Raw genomic sequence first — 19,379 nt, 5'->3', positions numbered from 1 at the left:
GTTCCGTTGCTTCTCTCGAAGCGACTTGACCATCATATCAAGAATTCAGTGCGTTTGTCAACAACTTTTTTGAAATGTTTTATGATCTCGTTGAATGTTGTTTATGTAACCCGCTGCTCTCTTGCGACGGTTTTTAAAGTATATCAAGCTATTAGATATTCGTCAATAGATTTACTAGATTTAATTTAAAAACTTTCACACCCTCCTACTATGAGTTCGTGATTCTTCTATTTAAAACAACCACTATCTTCTATATATAAACAAAAACAAAACCGGCTCACCTTCCATGATGGCAGGTGAGCCGGTTTATCATTTGACTATTAGTCGATCTTAATGATGTTTTCGTCGTTACGGTTAATGTTACCAGACTTCTCGATTGTCACTTGTTGACCTTCTTTTAGGTTTGTGAAAACAATCGGTGTCATGATGGATGGTGCGTTTGCCTTGATGTAGTCAAGATCCACTTCTAGTAATGGTTGACCGGCTTCTACCTGGTCCCCTTCTTTCACTAGCGCTTCGAATCCTTTACCTTCCAATTTCACTGTATCGATTCCCACGTGGATCAGGACTTCACGGCCTGCTTTGGACTCAAGTCCGATGGCATGCTTCGTTGGGAATACGTTCACGACTTTACCTGTGATTGGAGAAACGATTGTTCCTTCAGTCGGCACGATCGCGAAACCGTCACCCATCATCTTACCTGAGAATACTTGGTCAGGAACTTCTGTGATGTCTTTGATCTCACCTGTGATCGGAGCTACGAATTTTTCGTTGTCGCGTTCTGTTTGAAGAGCTTCCGGATTCACCTCTTCGATTTGTTGCTCCACTTCTTCGTTTGCGTTTGTTTCTACTCTGCGTGGAGCTTTCCCGCGGATGATGTCTTGCATTTGTGATTTGATTGTGTCTGATTTTGGTCCGAAGATCGCTTGGATGTTATCTCCGACTTCAAGTACACCTGAAGCACCCAGTTTTTTCAGACGGTTTTTATCTACTTGTTTCACGTCGTTGACAGATACACGTAGACGCGTGATACATGCATCTAGATGAGCGATGTTTTCTTGTCCACCCATTGCATCAAGGATGTTGTATGGAAGATCGCCCGCTGAACTTGCAGGAGCGTCATCTTCATCTACGTCCTCACGACCAGGAGTCATAAGGTTGAACTTACGGATAGCGAAACGGAATCCGAAGTAGTAGATGAATGCAAACACGATACCTACCGGGATGACGATCCACGCATTTGTTTGCGGGTTGATCAGTCCGAATAGGACGTAGTCGATTAAACCACCGGAGAATGTCATACCGATTTTAACATCTAATAGATGCATCGTCAGGAATGAAAGACCGGCAAAGATTGTGTGAATTCCAAATAGCACTGGTGCTACGAATAAGAATGAGAATTCGATTGGTTCTGTGATACCTGTCAAGAATGAAGTCAATGCTGCTGATGCCATGATTCCACCTACAACCGCTTTACGCTCAGGCTTCGCTTCATGGTAGATCGCTAATGCCGCTGCCGGAAGTCCGAACATCATGAACGGGAATTTACCAGTCATGAACGTACCTGCCGTCAGGTCTTGTACACCATCTTGAATTTGTTTCATAAAGATTGCCTGGTCACCACGTACAACGTCTCCCGCTGCAGATGTGTAAGAACCAAATTCGAACCAGAATGGAGCATAGAAAATGTGGTGTAACCCAAATGGAATAAGTGAACGTTCGATTACACCGAACACAAATGCTGCTAGTGCTCTGTTTTCACCAAGCATAAAGTTAGAGAATGTGTTAAGACCATCTTGAATCGGTGGCCAAATCAATAGCATTAATAATCCTAGTACAACGGAAGATGCCGCTGTTGCAATTGGAACAAATCGTTTACCTGCGAAGAATCCTAAGTATGAAGGAAGTTCGATTTGATAAAAACGATTGTACATTGACGCCGCCAGGATCCCGACGATGATACCGCCGAATACACCTGTTTGTAAGGTTGGGATACCGAGAACCAACGCAAATGCAGGATCTACGTTATCACCCGTAACATCAGGAATACCTAATCCTTCTACCGTACCCATCGTTACGTTCATGATGAGGAAACCAACGATAGCCGCTAAACCGGCCACCCCTTCTCCACCGGCGAGACCGATAGCAACACCGACCGCGAAGAGCAGTGCCAAGTTTCCGAAGATAATTCCGCCCGCTTGTTCCATTACGCTGGCAACGGTTTCAACGCCGCCGTTGTTAAGGAATGGAGCAATGTCTAGAAGCGTTGGATTTTGAAGGGCATTACCAAACGCTAGTAAAAGTCCGGCTGCTGGTAAGATCGCAACTGGAAGCATTAATGCTTTACCGACTTTTTGTAGTACACCAAAAGCCTTTTTAAACATGTGAGTTTCCTCCCTTTATATTCATTTTCGACTAATTAGATGATTGCGCCTAACCAAACAAAAAAAGGCATGAGAAAAGAGGATAATGAACGTATATGGATAGACTACCCCAAAATACACGCTTCAATTATCTTCTTTACTCATGCCTGATCGAATCAGTAACACGTAAGAAAAGATAAGTACGTTAATTCACTTTATTTTGAATCCGCTGCAGATGCATTGTGAGGTATACTGCCTCGGCATCGTACACGGGTTTCTGCAATGTTTGCTGCATCATCTTAATCAGCTTCCAAGATAGATTATAGCAGACAGGGTATTCTTCTTTCAACAGTTTTGCAATTTTTTCTGGTTCTTCTACTCTTTCTCCCCTGAGAACCCTCTCGATCGTATAGCGAATATGACGGATGAGCCTCATATAATCGACGCTTTCTTTATTAATTTCAACGTCCAGCTGTTGCTCGATCATCCCTATCAGTCGACTGATCAACTGGGAATGCTGATTCACCTCGGAAAGATCCTTGTTCATCATGGCACTGTGAATATGAAGGGCGATGAATCCCACTTCCCCTTCAGGAAGATGAACATCAGTCATTTCATTGATCATGCCGACGACTTCTCTCGCGATTTCATATTCAAATGGATACAGCGTTCTTGTCTCCACCAGGAACGGATTCCGAATCTCCATCCCTCTCATCAATCGGTTAATGGCAAATAGAATATGGTCTGTAAGGGCGATATGGATATGCTCGTTAAGGAATGAATTGGTTCTTTTCCTGATCAATTCAATGGCAGAGATAATGACGTTTGACATATCCTCATTTAAAAAAGGAAGAAGGTTTTTGTACTGCTCCTGTTCTTTTTCCCCTTTTAGGACAAACATCTTTTCGGCTATATCATTTTGGATGGGATCACCATTTTTCCGGTTGAACCCTATCCCCTTCCCGATCAGCACGACTTCTCCGTAGCTCTCGTGAACGGCAATCAATACGTTATTGTTTAAGGCTTTTTTTACATTTAAAGTAGACATACTCAATTCTCCCTATATATTCGACCATTTTCGACACTACCCGATTCCATGATTTTAACGAAAACTGACCCTTTTTTCAATTGATACTTCTTACCTTAGTACTACTTTCTCTACCATTGTTGCTATTCCCTTTATTTATTTTCTACACTTTCTCCGATAAAAACCAAAAAGAAGCTGATCTGCAAGAGATCAGCTTCTGATGATGGTTGTCTATTTTTATACCAGGAAGATAAAGTACAGTACAAAGATCACAAACAGGAAATACATGATTGGATGAATTTCTTTTCCGCGACCTTTCATGATCATCGTAATCGGATAGAAAATGAATCCGATGGCGATACCCGTTGCAATACTGTACGTAAGCGGCATGGCAACGATGGTCAGGAATGCCGGTACAGCAACTTCGAATTTCTTCCAATCGATTTCACCTAATGACGATACCATCAGTACCCCTACAATGATAAGGGCCGGTGCCGTCACCGCCGATGTGATGACCGCCAGTAATGGGAAGAAGAAAATCGAAAGCAGGAATAGGATAGCCGTTACAACTGATGCGAATCCAGTTCTTGCTCCCGCAGCAACCCCTGCAGATGATTCGATGTAAGACGTGGTTGTAGATGTTCCCAGGATCGCTCCCACTACTGTTGCACAAGAATCCGCGAACAACGCTTTACCGGCTCGTGGTAATTTATTGTCTTTCATAAGTCCAGCCTGGTTGGCCACCGCTACCAGTGTACCGGCTGTATCAAAGAAATCGACGAATAGGAACGTCAGGATGACTACAAGCATTTGGATGGTAAATATACTGCCTGCATCATTAAATAAAGGCTCAAGTGCTGCTCCGAATGTCGGTGCAAGACTTGGTGCTGCATCCACTACTCTTTCCGGTGTATCAATCAGTCCTGCGATCATTCCCACGATGGCCGTTACGACCATCCCAATGAAAATTCCGCCTTTGACGCCTCTTGTCATTAAAATGACCGTGATGACAATTCCGAAGATGGCAAGTAACGTAGTTCCCTTTGTCAAATCACCCAGACCGACTAATACGGCATCGTTATTTACGATGATGCCTGCATTTTGAAAACCGATGAAGGTAATGAATAAACCGATTCCGGCTCCAACAGCGTATTTTAATTCTGCTGGAATCGAGTTAATGATTTTTTCCCGGATGCCAGACAGTGTCAAGGCGATGAAAATAAGTCCTGAAATCAAGACGCCCGTCAAAGCCGATTGCCAAGGTACACCCATTGTTAATACGACAGTGTATGCGAAGAAGGCATTCAAGCCCATTCCCGGTGCCAATGCAATCGGATACTTGGCGATGAGCCCCATGATCAACGACCCGATGGCCGCGGCCAATGCTGTCGCTACGAACACTGCACCATAATCCATTCTCATGCTGTCGGGAAGATCCGGCACGGATTGAAGGGTCAACGTAAGCGGGTTGACGATTAAGATATAAGCCATCGATAGGAAGGTGGTCAATCCCCCGATGATCTCCCTTTTATAATTCGTTCCTAACTGGTCAAACTGAAAGAAATTCCTCATGCTTGTACTCCTCCTATAGAGTCGCCGTAGAAAATAAAAAAACCTCGAACTACCAGAGTTCAAGGCTTTGACTGTTAAGATCAAGATCAAGAAGGAACCAGCGTACGGTCCTTTTCATCCATCACCTCGTAGTCAAGCCATTTACGGTAGCTTGGTAGAAACGCTCGGGCCCTATTCCCGAAATTATACGACGTAATACTTTTATTATGTTTTTTATGATTACAGTACTATTGTACCAACGGGATTTCAGTCCGTCAATACAAAATACGAACATTATTATATATTTCTCTCCTTAATGTTCGTTTAATACAAAAAACGACAGGCATTCTTCCGTTTGTCGAATGGATTCGACCCAGAAGAGTGCCTGTCAATGATTTAGATACTCAATTTATTCCCACTCAATCGTTGCAGGTGGCTTACTCGTCACATCATACACCACGCGGTTGATATGATCGACTTCGTTCACGATGCGTGTGGAGATTTTCTCGAGAACGTCCCATGGGATACGTGCCCAATCTGACGTCATACCGTCAATGGAAGTCACAGCACGGATTCCGATTGTAAAGTCATATGTTCTCGCGTCTCCCATAACACCTACACTTCGAATATCGGGAAGGACCGTGAAATATTGCCAGATGTCACGATCAAGTCCGGCTTTCTTGATTTCATCACGAAGAATGTAATCAGATTCACGGACGATTTCAAGCTTCTGTTCAGAAATTTCACCAAGCACACGGATACCAAGACCAGGTCCCGGGAATGGTTGGCGCCACACAATTTCATCCGGAATGCCAAGCTCGGAACCTAATGCACGCACCTCATCCTTGAATAATGTGTTTAATGGCTCGATCAAGGTGAACTGCATATCTTCAGGAAGTCCGCCGACGTTGTGGTGGGACTTGATGGTTTGCGCAGTCGCCGTACCACTCTCAATGATGTCGGTATATAACGTACCTTGTGCAAGGTATTCAATACCTTTAAGCTTTGTCGCTTCATCATCGAATACGTAAATGAATTCATTTCCGATGATTTTACGTTTTTGCTCAGGATCGGATACACCTTTTAATTTATTCAAGAAACGATCCTGGGCATCTACTTTAATCACGTTCATATTAAAGCCGTCAGCGAATGTCTTCATGACACTGTCAGCCTCGCCTTTACGAAGGAGTCCGTGATCGACGAAGATACATGTCAATTGGTCGCCGATGGCTTTGTGGATCAATACAGCCACAACGGAAGAATCGACTCCTCCGCTTAGAGCGCAAAGGACTTTTTTATCACCGACTGTTTGGCGGATCTTGTCCATTTCCATTTCAATGAAGTTCTCCATGGACCAGTCGCCTGTGCATCCACACACTTCAAACACGAAGTTTTTCAGCATTTCGTTTCCGTGTTCTGAGTGTCGTACTTCAGGGTGGAATTGTACCGCATATAACCCTTTTTCCTCATTACTCATAGAAGCGATCGGGCAAGATGGATTTGTTGCGTTCACATCGAATCCTGCAGGAGCTTCGACAACAAGATCCCCGTGACTCATCCATACGACTTGCTCTTCGGGAAGATTCGAGAATATCTTGGACTGCTTCTCGATATTGATGGCTGCCTTCCCGTACTCACGGTGCTTCGCGCGTTCTACCTTTCCGCCAAAGTGCATCGTCATCAACTGCATACCGTAACAAATTCCGAGAATCGGAATATCAAGATCAAAGATGCGCTCATCGCAACGGAATGAATCCTCACCGTACACACTGTTCGGACCGCCGGAGAAGATGATCCCAGTCGGATTCATTTCCTGGATTTCCTCAAGGGTAACTGTATGCGGATGGAGCTCACTGTAAACACCAAACTCACGAATTCTTCGCGTGATTAACTGATTATATTGACTTCCAAAGTCCAAAACGACGATCATTTCCTGATTGTGCAATTCTTCTTTACCAAGCATTCAGTTCACCTCTTCAATTTATTTACCTACTACCATCTATTGTTGTTAGCATTCCAAAAAAAATATAAAAAAAACTAGACTCCGCCTTAAAAAAAGGCAGAATTCTAGTTTTTTGCATACACGGATGTCAACTAAGAACACTGCCTTCATAGTCCAGTCATTTAAGGTGACCGGGTAGATACTTTCGAACCGTATTATCGAGGATATACGAAGGATGCTAACGAACGCTATTTGAATTTGACATCATTTTATACTTTGTGATCAACCTGGTCAACCGGTTGTCCTTTTAATTAAATTTTCCCATAATTCCCTCATCTTCGCCCAATCTTCTGATGTAGGACTCTGACCGTATAATATCCGTTCATAATTATTGGTCAAACTGGTCATTTCACGGGTACCGAAGAACTGATCGATGTATCTCGAATATCCCCGTAATGTCTGACCGTCATCCATTTTCAATCCGTATCTTTCCAATTGCTTCATGAGGGACAGATAGGCCTCCGAGAATACATCATCCGATGACTTCCTGCGGTAGTAAAAAATCAGGACATACGGCATCCAGCGTCTTCTTACAAGGAATAATGCAATGGCAATGATGATCAGCAGAATGGTTCCCATCACGATCTTGCCCCAATTGTCCGCAATGAACGACGTAATGTCATCCCAAAGCTTCGATAATGAAAAACTATCACCGGAAGAAGCGGTATCTTCATCAGGCTGCAGTGGTTGTTTCGGTGCTTCCTTTTTCTCCGGAACAGGGACTTCACTATCATCAGAATCGGGTATATCAAGGTCATACTGATAAGAAACATTGTTGCTGAAACCGACAGTAGGCTCAAACGGAACCCAGCCCACTTCCGGGAAGAACACCTCTACCCATGAATGGGCATTATTGTTCGATACTTCGTAAAGTTTATAGGTCGAATCCACCTGCCTGCTGTATTCCCCTTCTGTATAGCCTTTAGCCCATCTCGCCGGAATCCCGAGCGAGCGGACCAGCACGACCATGGAAGTAGAGAAGTTATCGCAGTATCCGCGCTGCGTTTCAAACAGGAACTGATCCACGTAATCCTGTTCCTCTTCAGGAACCGGTACATCGAACTGATCGTATACATACGCTTCCTTTGAAAAATATTGCTCGATCGCCCTTACTTTGTCATACCAATTCTCTTCTTCCGAGGTGATCTCAACGGCAAGGTCCTTGACGCGCTGAGGAGTCGTATCAGGCAGCTGGGTGTAGCGGTCGACAAACTCAGGCACCTGCATGATCTCCTGTTCTTCATTGGCCGCCTTCATCTTTTTCTGGGAATAGGATGGCGAGCGGTAGGACAACTCATACTCTTCAAGCTTAACGGTTTCATCGGATTCTTTATAACTCGTCACTTTTTCATCTATGGGATTGAAGCTGAAATATCCATTTTCATTCCCGTTGATCGTTTCGACCCCGTAAGGATAAGCGACATGGGAATAGGTACGCTCGACCATGACCTTCTCACTTTCCAGGTCCCTCTCTTCATCGGATTCCGGTGAAGGGATCGGAACCTTTTTCCCCGAATCAAACGTGAGTGGTTCCTTTTGATCGTCAGGAATGGACTGCTCCCATCCTTTCCCCGTATATAAATCCTTCGATTCAATTTTCCAGTAATGCTCCCTCGTCACCTCTGCATTGAAAATGACCGTGGGATCACCGACAAAGGGGCCCCCAAGCTTCGTATCATCTGTATCGTAGCCAATCTTGTTGACACCACTCCCACCAGCACCCTCAGAAAAGGATTGAAGATATGGGACAGGATCCGGCCAGATCGGGTCGGCTTTAGGTGCTGCAAACGCAACAACCGAACTGATCGTAAGCATCACCGTCAGAGGAACGATCCAGCGATGGCGGCTCATCTTGGAACCAAGGAGCTTTTCTTTTTGCACCAGCCTTTCAAGGGCCAATAATCCCATGAGAAGAAAGCCGAAAATGACGACGCGTATAATCGAGCTATCCCCTTCATATACCGTAAAAGTATCAATCAAACACACATAAGTGACCGTCATTACATAAAACAAAAGGATTGTTTTCCGGACAGATATCCAGTAATGAATCAAGTACGTCATCAGCCACAGAAGCACAAAGAATAACAAGCTTCTATACTCAAAAGACAAACTTGGCCATTCACGCCCGAGGGTCAACCCGAGATTCTCCCATAAATCATGACTGAACTCCCTGAACCACTTGGGAGAGAAGAAAGAGCCCCTGTAATACAACCCATGCAGACTGTACAGAATAAAAAGAATTTTCACACATGCGGTGATAGCATAATGAATCCGGAAATATGAGAGGGCTAGTGCCAAGGCGATAAAGACAATGAAATAGGTCAGACTCGCTGTGTCCGTCACAACTTTAAGTGGTTTTAGCCACTCCCATAAAAGGAGGAATCCAAAGAAATACGTCACAATCTTGAAAAAGGAGCTTGCTGTTTCTTGCCTCATGCCCGTTTCACCTCCAGAAATGCTGACGAGAAATCGCCTTCAAAGCATACCTGCAAACGAATGCCGCGGGAGGAGGCATAGGCTCTCAACGATTTCTCTTCTGCGGTGTACGAATCCCCTGCCCTCTTCACCAAAAAGATGACGACAGAGCTGTTCCTCTTCGCATATTCGTTCACGCTCATAATCATTTTTTTTGAGACGGACGAGGTCACAAATAGCACCGCCGCTGATTGAGAATAGTTCAATCCCGCCCCCTGCAGGACTTTCCCCAGAGCAAACGGGCTGTCCTGCCTCACTTTCGCCAAGTGATAATTCAGCTGACTCAAGTGCTCATCGCCACCACGGATGGGAAATGAAACATGATCTCCACCAATTGACACAAGGCCGACCTGAGCCCCTTTTTTGACGATGGACCTGACTATCGATGCCGTAAAGGTCACCATCGCTTCAAACGCTTGCGAAGACTCCCTGTCGAGGACAATGAGGACGTCATGGGACTGGCGCTCCTCAAACTCCTTCGTCATCAGCTCATTGGTCCTCGCAAAGGTCTTCCAATGAATCCATGAGAAGCGGTCTCCCGGTTGATACTCACGGATACCCGTCGCCATTGTCGTATCTTTTTGGATCTTCACACTTGAAGTCGTCATCCCCTGGTCATATCGATTCTCCAATGGTCGATAAGGGACATCGACGATCGACGGGTACACGAGGAGCCTGTCCACACAATCCACAGTGGCTTCCTTTTCAAAAACACCAAAAAAATCACCTGTTTTGAACCTGACATTAGAAAAGATGTGTTCTCCACGGGGAAGCTCATCAATGTAATACGTCAGCTTGATCCGTCTTCTGAAGCCGGGATGAATCATTGCTTTCGCCTTCTGATAACCGGACTGATGAAAGACAGAATCAGTCACCACATCTTCCAACACCAAATAAAACAGAGGAAATGGCAGCTTTCGCGTCAGGGTGATGGTCACCTTCAATTCATCCCCGGCCTTGTACTCAGCAGATTCAAAACTCCGCTCCACATAAAACTCTGATAACGGATATAAGAACACAAAAACCGAATAAAGGGAAAACGGCAAAAAACTATAGAACAGAAACCAGCTTACAAACCCACCTTGAAACATCGCATACGAAAAAGTCACACCCATCAGAATAAGCAGGAGCAGAAACTTCCCCAGCGGTTTAAGAAATTGAAGTTTCGTCTTCATCTATCTCACAAGCCTTTGTACCGGGACCGGTATTCGCGCCATGACTCTCTCTACCACTTCTTCAGGTGTAATCCCTTCGTATCTCGCTTCCGACTTCATAATGATCCGGTGAGAAAATACGAAAGGCGCCAGGAATTGAACATCGTCGGGAACTACATAATCCCTTCCTCGTAAATAGGCATAAGCCTGACAAGCCTTCATCAGGGCAATCGATCCACGGGGACTCGCGCCCAGGTACACATTCGCATGGATCCTCGTACGGTTCGCAATCTCCACAATGTATTTCTTAATGGTGTCGTCCACCAATACTTCCTTGACATCCCCCTGGATATACCTCAATTCCTCAAGGGTCATAACAGGCTCCAATTCATCGATCGGCGGAGTCCGCTGGGCACGGTGAAGAACCTCCATCTCCTCCTCTGGTTCCGGATAACCCATTTTCATTTTCAGAAGGAATCGGTCAAGCTGAGCTTCCGGAAGCGGATAGGTCCCTTCATATTCAATCGGATTCTGGGTCGCCATAACGAAGAAAGGTTTATCGAGCTTTCGCGTCATCCCGTCAATCGTCACGCTGCTCTCTTCCATACCTTCAAGTAAAGCGGACTGTGTCTTCGGTGACGTACGGTTGATTTCATCCGCAAGAATGATGTTCCCCATGATCGGTCCAGGTCTGAAATTAAATTCCATCTCTTTCGGGTTATAAATCGATACCCCGATCACATCAGACGGCAGTAAGTCCGGGGTGAACTGAATTCGTTTAAAGCTCGCCCCAACGGATTTAGCCAATGCGCGAACCATCATCGTCTTCCCTACACCCGGAACGTCTTCAAGCAAAACATGTCCCCCGGCTAGCAGGGAAACGATGCTCAGTTCCGCTACTTTTCTCTTTCCAATCATGACTTTCTCTATATTATCAATGATACTTTGTAACTTTGGATTCACCGTTTCATGTGACATCGTACCCCTCCTGAATGATTCAAACTCATCTTTAACTATTACTACTTTCGTTTAAAAAGTCGAAAATCCTCTATAAAATGGGAAATTAGTAGATAATTTTTGGGGCATTGGTAGGATATGAAGGCCTTCGAGGGGATGGTTAGTTCCATTTTTTGTGACATCATCTTGTTTCCATCCAATTAAAAAAGCCGATTCTCCATTATACGAGAATCGGCTTTTCCACTTGACTATTTCCAAAAATCATCAAACACCGTGACCGGCAGATGACGTTTGTGCTGTGTTTTCAGGTAATGACCTTCAATGGTTTTCTTGGCTTCAGCGGGTACTTCTTTCCCTTCCAGGTAATCATCCAACTGATCATACGTGACGCCAAGGGCTTCTTCGTCTGGAAGCGACGGACGATCTTCTTCCAGGTCCGCTGTCGGCTTCTTATTATATAAGTGTTCCGGACAGCCGAGCTCGATCAAAAGCGCTCTCCCTTGACGCTTGTTCAGGCGGAAAAGGGGAACGAGATCTGCCGCTCCATCACCGTATTTGGTGTAGAAGCCGGTGACTGCTTCAGCAGAGTGATCCGTACCGAGCACCACGCCATTTTTCATGGCGGCAATGGCAAATTGCACCTTCATCCGTTCACGTGCCTTTTCATTCCCTTTGACAAAGTCGGAAAGCTCGATGCCGTTCTTCTTCAACGTTTCGACGCTTGCATCGACTGCGGGCCGGACATTGACCGTCATCGACACGGTCGGGTTGATGAACTCCACGGCATCGATGGCATCCTGGGCATCCCCCTGTTCCCCGTAAGGAAGCCTGACGGCATAAAAAGCATAACCCGATGAATCGGACTCCTGATTCAATTCATCAATGGCCATCTGAGCCAGTTTTCCTAATAAAGTGGAATCCTGACCTCCTGAAATGCCAAGGACCAGACTTTTCATAAATGAATGTTTCTTCAAGTAAGCCTTCATAAAGTCGACGCTGCGACGGATTTCTTCCTGCGGATTGATTTCCGGGGACACCATCATTTCTTCTACGATTTGTTTTTGAAGAGAATCCATGTTTTCACACTCCATGTTAGGTTTTATTACATCATATTATATCTTTTTATCATACCCAATCCCAGGCAAACTTACCAATTTCCGCTATGTTTTTCTTTCACTTCGGCTTTTACACGATGAATCAGATCCATTTTATTGTTCCAGCACTCTTCACTCAAATCCACAGGGTACTCTTCCGGATTCATGGAACGCTTGTACTCATCCCATAATAATTCAAGGTTTTCATTCACGAAACTTCTCATGTCTTCCAATGGAGGCGTATCATACACAAGCTCTCCGTCCTTGTATACATCCACATGAAGCTCCCTCGCTTCAAAATTCGTGACGAACTTACTGATATACGTATGAACGGGATGGAACATCTTCAACCGCTCCTGACTTTCGGGGTGTTCATGATCCAAGGCAATATATTCGCCCTCTGATTTATGATTAACCGTATTGACGATGCGGTAAACCCTTTTCATCCCAGGAGTCGAAACTTTCTCCGCATTGCTCGAAATCTTGATCGTGTCTTCCATTTCACCTGACTCATTTTCAATGGACACAAGCTTATACACGGCACCTAGCGCAGGCTGATCGTACGCTGTGATCAGCTTCGTCCCGACACCCCATACATCAATCTGTGCACCTTGAGCCTTTAAGTTCAAGATCGTATACTCGTCCAGGTCATTGGAAGCGATGATCTTCGTATCCGTAAAACCGGCATCATCCAGCATCTTGCGGGCGATCTTTGATTGATACGCCATGTCTCCGCTATCAAGGCGGATCCCCTTAAAGTTAATCTTATCACCGAGCTCCTTCGCTACCCTAATCGCCGTAGGCACACCGGACTTCAACGTGTCATACGTATCAACTAAGAACACGCAATCCTTATGGCTTTCCGCATACTTATGGAACGCCTGATACTCATCTCGGTAAGCCTGGACCATGGCATGGGCGTGAGTGCCGGAAACCGGCATGCCAAATAACTTCCCGGCCCGCACATTACTCGTCGCATCAAAGCCGCCGATATACGCAGCACGGGTTCCCCAAATAGCTGCATCCAGCTCATGGGCACGTCTTGTCCCGAACTCCATCACAACCTCATCCTGAACCACCTGCTTGATCCGGTTCGCCTTCGTCGCAATCAATGTCTGGTAGTTCACGATATTCAAGATCGCGGTCTCGAGTAACTGCGCCTGAGCAAGAGGCGCCTCAACACGGACAAGTGGAACATTCCCGAACGCCACCTCCCCTTCCTGCATGGAGCGGATTGTACCTGTAAAGCGAAGCTCTGCCAGATATTCCAGAAACGCCTCCTCATACCCAAGCTCCCGAAGGTACTCAATGTCACTCTCCGAAAAATGAAACTTTTTCACATATTCAATGATCCGTTCAAGACCGGCAAATACCGCATATCCATTGCCAAAAGGCAGCTTTCGAAAGAATACTTCAAAAACAGCCTTTCGATTATGGAAATCATCATCCCAATACGCCTTCGTCATATTTATCTGATACAAATCTGTATGCAACGCTAAACTATCATCTGCATGGTTCGTCATCTATTTCTCTCCTTTAAGCTATAGCCAATTGTTGAGCATGTTTGAGTCTTTTCTATTTTAACCAATATTGGGTGGGATATCGAATGATTGGTTTTGGTATGGGTTTAAACGAACGTTTATTTAATTTACATTCTTTGTGGAAGAAGGTAATTTAGTTATGACTACACATAACTAATCTGAATCTATTTATCAAATTTGTACAGCCATTAAACTCTTAATATAATAAAGGAATGTAAAAATCAATATTCCAGAAGTCGTTAGTAACATATTTACCATGGCGGTAGTTATAAAGGATATTAATTAAATATTAATTTGTCATACATAATTCAATTTCTTAGTTCCTTATTTGTGGGGCGAGATTTGACTCAAACATTTGATATCCTTCTTTGATCTTCAAGCGTCTAAAAGAGTCAACATCTTCAGAAGAGTAGGATAAATTATTAATATCCCCTACTTCTTTTTGAATAACGCCTTCTAAAAACTTAACAAACGATTCTCTTCTTTTTTCTGTATGCATATTTTCTAATGTTTTATTTAATTTCTTCCCTTTGTTACTCTTGTCTACATGATTCTTGATTAAAGGAATATCATAGAAATTTAACAGTTGCATACGTTGCTCTTTATATAAAAGCACATGCCATTCAATAAAGATTTCATGTATCCTATCAAATGTCTCTGCCGTTAAAACTTTTTTTATTTCTTGAGACTCTGCAATCGCACATATTTCTTTAAACATTTTTACAAATTTCGGTTGGTTCTCCTGCATAGTTTTACACAAGTCAATTAACAAGGTTAATTCTTTATGAAGTGGGTGTTCCACAGGAATTACCTCACCAAAATATTCTTTAACCTGATTCTCAACTGTCTTCATTGTTTTTATTGGACGTTTCACAATATCTTTCATACCATCTTTAGATTGACCAGCAAATCGCATAATATTATTATAGGAACTTACTTTAAAAACAACTTTTTTTGCAATGTCTCTTCCAGGCGTATCACCATCATTTCTAACAGCTACAGCCCCTTGAGGAAGCCCGAACAAATTTAAGAATAGAACATAGTAAAATAATTCTCCATTAAATTCTGCAATATGACGAGAAACTTCTATACGCTCATTCCATTTTTTCTTCTCTTTTATTGCTTTTTTTGTCTTTCTGTTCAATTCACCCATGAATTATCCTCCCATGAAAGTTTTTAATTGGCTGTGCATAAAGAAGAGTAAAGCTGAAAGTCAGACAATTGCTCTGGATTGAAAAATACCTTATTTTCAGTTCCTTCACTTTAAGCTACCAACACGATAACAATTAGTGCATATAAAACAACACCACTGGCAATAAATTGTAGAGTATCCAACCCAGGAAGGGCACTGAACAAAAAGGTTACGATTATGATTGGTACGGTAAAAAGAAGAATCCTGCTTCCCAACTGTTAAATCACTCCTCTAATTCCTCCATCCTCTCAGGAGTGATCAGAAGGATAGGAGCAATAAACAGGAAGAATAAGGCACCAACATAAAGGAAAATCGCTATTGGTATAGCACTTGGTTTATCACTGGTCCTCACATTAGAGAATAAAATGGAGACCAATCCCTCCTGCCCTTAGTTTTATGTTGTTCGAATTCATCTTGAACTTTTAATCTGGCATACGTCCATCCTCAAACGAACGCTCCAAAAACCTATTGCTGCTCCGTAAACCCCATCACGACACTCAGAAATACGAATCAAGTACTAAAATTCAATATTTTGGAAATATTTCATATCTTATTTTCCACTGTAATGGTTTTTGAAACGTATTAATGGAAAAAATTCAATCTATAAGTGTCTTTTGGACTTTGTTTTTAGTTCATGGAATGAAACCACAAGAACCGTCATTCCTTCTTTAGATGTTTTAGTTTGCAAAAAAAAGAACTGATCCGAGTCAGTTCTCTAATATTCTTTACCATGTGCATATTTTAATGCCCGGTTAATGCCTTTAATATTGTTATAAGCTTTATGGTAATCTTCTTCAGAGTAGGGTTTCTGTGGCAAACCTTTTTGAATCCCCCAATGCTCTAGATCGATTACATACGTTCCATGCCCATATCTTTCTGAGAATAACTTCTCCGCAAGGTTCTGATCTTTATTAATGAATACTGAATCTGCTACCGTTATAGGAAAAGTGAGTGTCCCTTCTTCATCTATCAATTTTTTTATTTTACCATCCAACATTATCACCCCTATTTAATTCTCTATAAAAGAACTTCCATGTATAATTAGAGCAGGAGAATTATTTAGTATATCCGTTACATAATGATTGGTGGATTCATTCGTAAAATCAAAATCAGATTTAAGGATTAAATCTCCCCGCCCGTTTCTGGCATAAAGTTTCACGCGATATAATAACCCCTGCATAGTTGTCGTGTTATTCTTACTTGCGAATAAGTTAAAACGATCAGTAATTTCACCCTCATTTACACCTTCAATCCGAACGGTTACGAATTGTCCGGAAGGGATGATTGCATAACTTGTACTCGCTTCAAATCTCCCATTCACATATAAATCGCACCCGGATCGACGATAGCTTGCACCATTGTGCTGGGTGTAAATTTGCACCCCTGATGTTGCTCCCTCTATTAAATAGTTACTCCAGGAATTGACTTTGGGATTGAGGGAGCATTGTATTTCCATAGCGTCAAAGGTGATTTGAGGTGTTTCCACATAGTCGCTTCCTCCTCTTAGAGATAAAACTACATCACCTTGAGTCTTAGAAACGATTGTTCTACCATTGGATTCCTGGTTAATTTCATTTCTCGTAACGACTCTGAGTGAATATACAGTGGAACTCGTTAGTTGTGTAATCTCGAATGATGTTTCTGTTGTAGTACCTACCAGAGTATCCCCTACAAATACTAGATATTCTAAAGAATCGTTCGTCCTGAAGTTAGGATTCCAAGTGAGTGTTATAGAATTTTTCGTACTATTAATCGCTTGAAGTTCAATGACGTCCAGTGGAATGACGTAACCAATAGGCTCGTCTATAGAATAGTCTTCTAATCTCAAAGAACCTCCACCAACATTTTGTTTACCGCCTTGCCACTTACCCTGGGTATAAACCAAAATATCCCCATCCGTTAATTGATTAGGGGACAGTTCGATATCCAGTAGATCAGACAGGCTATGACTATGAGCAGCATCCGCTTTAGAATCCCAATTACCCTTCTCATCATCCGTCACAAATCGATGATCTTCATCTTCCGTTATCATACTTGCCGGATGTGATTCAGGATGGGTATATTCAGTACTAACTTGTTCTTCACCGTCAATGGTAAGTTTGTTGGACGAGGAGATCCCTAATCGATCAAGAGTGGGTTTGTTAGGATGGGAATGACTTGAGGTGGTTAAATCATTAATAGCCGTTTCATGGATTGAGATTTCACTTAGGTCTATGGAAGACTCAGATCCCGTTTGTTCAATTTTATCTAAGATGGATTTATTTGTATGAATATGCTTTTCTTGATCTAGTTGGTTCAACCTGGTTTTGAGTTGATCAACTTCCGCTTGAATTCCACTGTCATCATAAACAACAATTTCCTTGTCATTAATGATGATCTTTCCATTATTATCCGATTCGTTGACTGCCATCGACACAGCCTCCTTAGTATATCTCGTAAGTTTACAATTGCTTATCCCGTTTCCATTACTCACTTTCCCTGAAAATAGTAATAAAGTAATAGTTGGACATGCTTTATTTTATGCACATTTCGTTAAGTGGTGATTAGAATGTGGAAATATACTTTTATAATCAAATTGAGCATAAAAAAACCGCTAATAGATAATACATAGCGGTAAGAAAATCATTTTATTATAATTGGATAAAACAAACGTTTGATCAAAAAACAATAAAGAACTCATTTAGAAAGGTATTATTAACCTTCAAGCATTTGTCCCTTCTTTCATCTGAATCTGATGAAGATGATTTTTCCTCATATACGGTAAAGCAATCCCTACTACTACGGCCGTAATGGGCACACCCCCATCACCCAGTAGCCATTCCAGTACTGAGACCGGGACGTATACCGCATAAAAGAAAATCATCAGGAATAAATAGAACCTTCTCCAGCGCTTTTCTTTTTTGGACATCTTTATTCCTCCAGTCATATTTAATAATCAAGGGATCGTTCTACCTCTTTATTATGAAAGTTTGAAAGTTCTTCAATAAAGTCCACTTTGGGCCCAGCCGAGGTTTGAAACAGATCTTCCTTGATGTCTTGAAAAAAACCTTTGAAGGCGGTTCCTTCCATGGTGTTTGAAGCATGTACAAAAACTTGTCCATTGTTTATGGTAAGGGTGGCATCTGTTAAATTCCCATCATTTTGTATGATGGTCGATTTAGCTTGAGACACCATGTCAGGTAAGGTTTGTTGGTAAATTTCTTCTCCCAAAATTTCATCCAGCTTATCCTTACCTATTCCATGACGTAACTCCTCTGTTAAAACAATGTCCATCGCTTCCAGCTTGATCTCATTTTCCGAATAATCATTGTACCCGGCATCAGATCTTAATTGTATTTCCTTTTTTTCAATCTTCTGCCCGATAGATTCTGGATATGAATCTACTGTACCGATAATTCCCTTCTCATATTCTTCAATAGCCTCGTCCAATTGATCGTAAAGGACGGAAGTAGCCGCTAAGCTTGCCTGCTGCGCAGTTGTATTCGCTTCTTCCTTCACCGCAAATATCTTGGACAGGTTAAAAACAAAAACAAACAGGACCATCATGATACTTAGTAACCCTATCATAAAGAGCGCTGCATTCCCTCGTTCCTCCTGAAGATATACTTTAACTCTAGCTCTCATTTTTAATCACCTTGCCAGAGGCTGTAGAAGTAAACGATATAGACGGAGTTGTCCCTCCAGGGAAGATATTCTTCGGTAGAAATACTAAATCAATCTCTACATCAACACTCGTGGTAAAATCCTTATCAGCCATACCTGATGCCCCTGAAAAGGTTAAATACGATCCCCCGGCATTAACTATTTTTTTTGCAGCCTCCGTCGCCTCAACCGAATCTTCAGTAATCGAATACACCTTTGCAGCTTCGTTTGCTGCCGATTGAGCAACCACGACGGCTTGTACGCTCACGATAAGCTGCCAGGCAATCATAACGACCAGCAGGATAAAGGGTAGGATCCCTAAGAATTCAATAGTGGAGGAACCTTCTTCACTTTTCAATTTTTCTTTTAGCTTAAACATAA

At 42.8% G+C, this 19,379-nt stretch carries 15 protein-coding genes and 2 riboswitches; all 15 genes read right to left on the bottom strand.

Annotated elements, in window-relative coordinates:
- Positions 1-320 precede the first annotated feature (320 nt).
- The 15 genes from ptsG to BVI01S_RS15975 all read right to left on the bottom strand — a co-directional run bounded on the left by ptsG (position 321) and on the right by BVI01S_RS15975 (position 19,377).
- A complete protein-coding gene (ptsG, locus tag BVI01S_RS16045) occupies positions 321-2,384 on the bottom strand; it encodes a glucose-specific PTS transporter subunit IIBC (protein WP_061810903.1) in 2,064 nt (687 codons plus the stop codon).
- Positions 2,385-2,568: 184 nt separating this feature from the next.
- Positions 2,569-3,411 carry a glucose PTS transporter transcription antiterminator GlcT gene (gene glcT, locus BVI01S_RS16040; protein ID WP_061810902.1) on the bottom strand — a complete coding sequence of 281 codons (843 nt, stop codon included), beginning with the start codon at positions 3,409-3,411 and terminating at the stop codon, positions 2,569-2,571.
- Positions 3,412-3,627: 216 nt separating this feature from the next.
- On the bottom strand, positions 3,628-4,962 hold the full coding sequence (locus BVI01S_RS16035; protein ID WP_034766080.1) for an NCS2 family permease: 1,335 nt from the start codon (positions 4,960-4,962) through the stop codon (positions 3,628-3,630).
- Positions 4,963-5,071: 109 nt separating this feature from the next.
- Positions 5,072-5,173, bottom strand: a riboswitch (purine riboswitch).
- A gap of 177 nt (positions 5,174-5,350) precedes the next feature.
- A complete protein-coding gene (guaA, locus tag BVI01S_RS16030) occupies positions 5,351-6,904 on the bottom strand; it encodes a glutamine-hydrolyzing GMP synthase (RefSeq protein ID WP_061810901.1) in 1,554 nt (517 codons plus the stop codon).
- Between the two features lie 129 nt (positions 6,905-7,033).
- Positions 7,034-7,135, bottom strand: a riboswitch (purine riboswitch).
- Positions 7,136-7,174: 39 nt separating this feature from the next.
- Positions 7,175-9,379, bottom strand: a complete 2,205-nt coding sequence (locus tag BVI01S_RS16025) for a transglutaminase TgpA family protein (RefSeq protein WP_061810900.1) — start codon at positions 9,377-9,379, stop codon at positions 7,175-7,177.
- The gene (locus tag BVI01S_RS16020; protein WP_061810899.1) at positions 9,376-10,593 is read right to left on the bottom strand and encodes a DUF58 domain-containing protein; all 1,218 of its coding nucleotides are present in this window, start codon (positions 10,591-10,593) and stop codon (positions 9,376-9,378) included. Before BVI01S_RS16020 ends, BVI01S_RS16025 begins: the two co-directional genes overlap by 4 nt.
- Complete coding sequence (locus tag BVI01S_RS16015; protein WP_034766072.1) at positions 10,594-11,550, bottom strand: AAA family ATPase; 957 nt, start codon at positions 11,548-11,550, stop codon at positions 10,594-10,596.
- A gap of 227 nt (positions 11,551-11,777) precedes the next feature.
- Positions 11,778-12,605 carry an NAD(+) synthase gene (gene nadE / locus BVI01S_RS16010; RefSeq protein ID WP_061810898.1) on the bottom strand — a complete coding sequence of 276 codons (828 nt, stop codon included), beginning with the start codon at positions 12,603-12,605 and terminating at the stop codon, positions 11,778-11,780.
- 71 nt (positions 12,606-12,676) lie between these two features.
- A complete protein-coding gene (locus BVI01S_RS16005) occupies positions 12,677-14,146 on the bottom strand; it encodes a nicotinate phosphoribosyltransferase (RefSeq protein ID WP_061810897.1) in 1,470 nt (489 codons plus the stop codon).
- A 334-nt stretch (positions 14,147-14,480) separates the two neighbouring features.
- On the bottom strand, positions 14,481-15,317 hold the full coding sequence (locus tag BVI01S_RS16000) for a hypothetical protein (RefSeq protein WP_061810896.1): 837 nt from the start codon (positions 15,315-15,317) through the stop codon (positions 14,481-14,483).
- A 754-nt stretch (positions 15,318-16,071) separates the two neighbouring features.
- On the bottom strand, positions 16,072-16,353 hold the full coding sequence (locus tag BVI01S_RS15995; RefSeq protein ID WP_061810895.1) for a hypothetical protein: 282 nt from the start codon (positions 16,351-16,353) through the stop codon (positions 16,072-16,074).
- 12 nt (positions 16,354-16,365) lie between these two features.
- On the bottom strand, positions 16,366-17,766 hold the full coding sequence (locus tag BVI01S_RS15990; protein ID WP_061810894.1) for a fibronectin type III domain-containing protein: 1,401 nt from the start codon (positions 17,764-17,766) through the stop codon (positions 16,366-16,368).
- A 291-nt stretch (positions 17,767-18,057) separates the two neighbouring features.
- Positions 18,058-18,264: a hypothetical protein gene (locus tag BVI01S_RS15985; RefSeq protein ID WP_061810893.1), complete on the bottom strand. Its 207-nt coding sequence runs from the start codon at positions 18,262-18,264 to the stop codon at positions 18,058-18,060.
- A gap of 20 nt (positions 18,265-18,284) precedes the next feature.
- Positions 18,285-18,980 (bottom strand): Tad domain-containing protein, encoded by a 696-nt coding sequence (locus tag BVI01S_RS15980; RefSeq protein WP_061810892.1) that lies wholly within the window; start codon positions 18,978-18,980, stop codon positions 18,285-18,287.
- The gene (locus tag BVI01S_RS15975) at positions 18,970-19,377 is read right to left on the bottom strand and encodes a TadE/TadG family type IV pilus assembly protein (protein ID WP_061810891.1); all 408 of its coding nucleotides are present in this window, start codon (positions 19,375-19,377) and stop codon (positions 18,970-18,972) included. Before BVI01S_RS15975 ends, BVI01S_RS15980 begins: the two co-directional genes overlap by 11 nt.
- Between the last annotated feature and the right edge of the window lie 2 nt (positions 19,378-19,379).

This window comes from Rossellomorea vietnamensis NBRC 101237 (assembly GCF_001591825.1).
In the GTDB taxonomy this organism is placed as follows: Bacteria; Bacillota; Bacilli; order Bacillales; family Bacillaceae_B; genus Rossellomorea; species Rossellomorea vietnamensis.
This window is presented reverse-complemented; position numbering and strand designations above follow the sequence as displayed.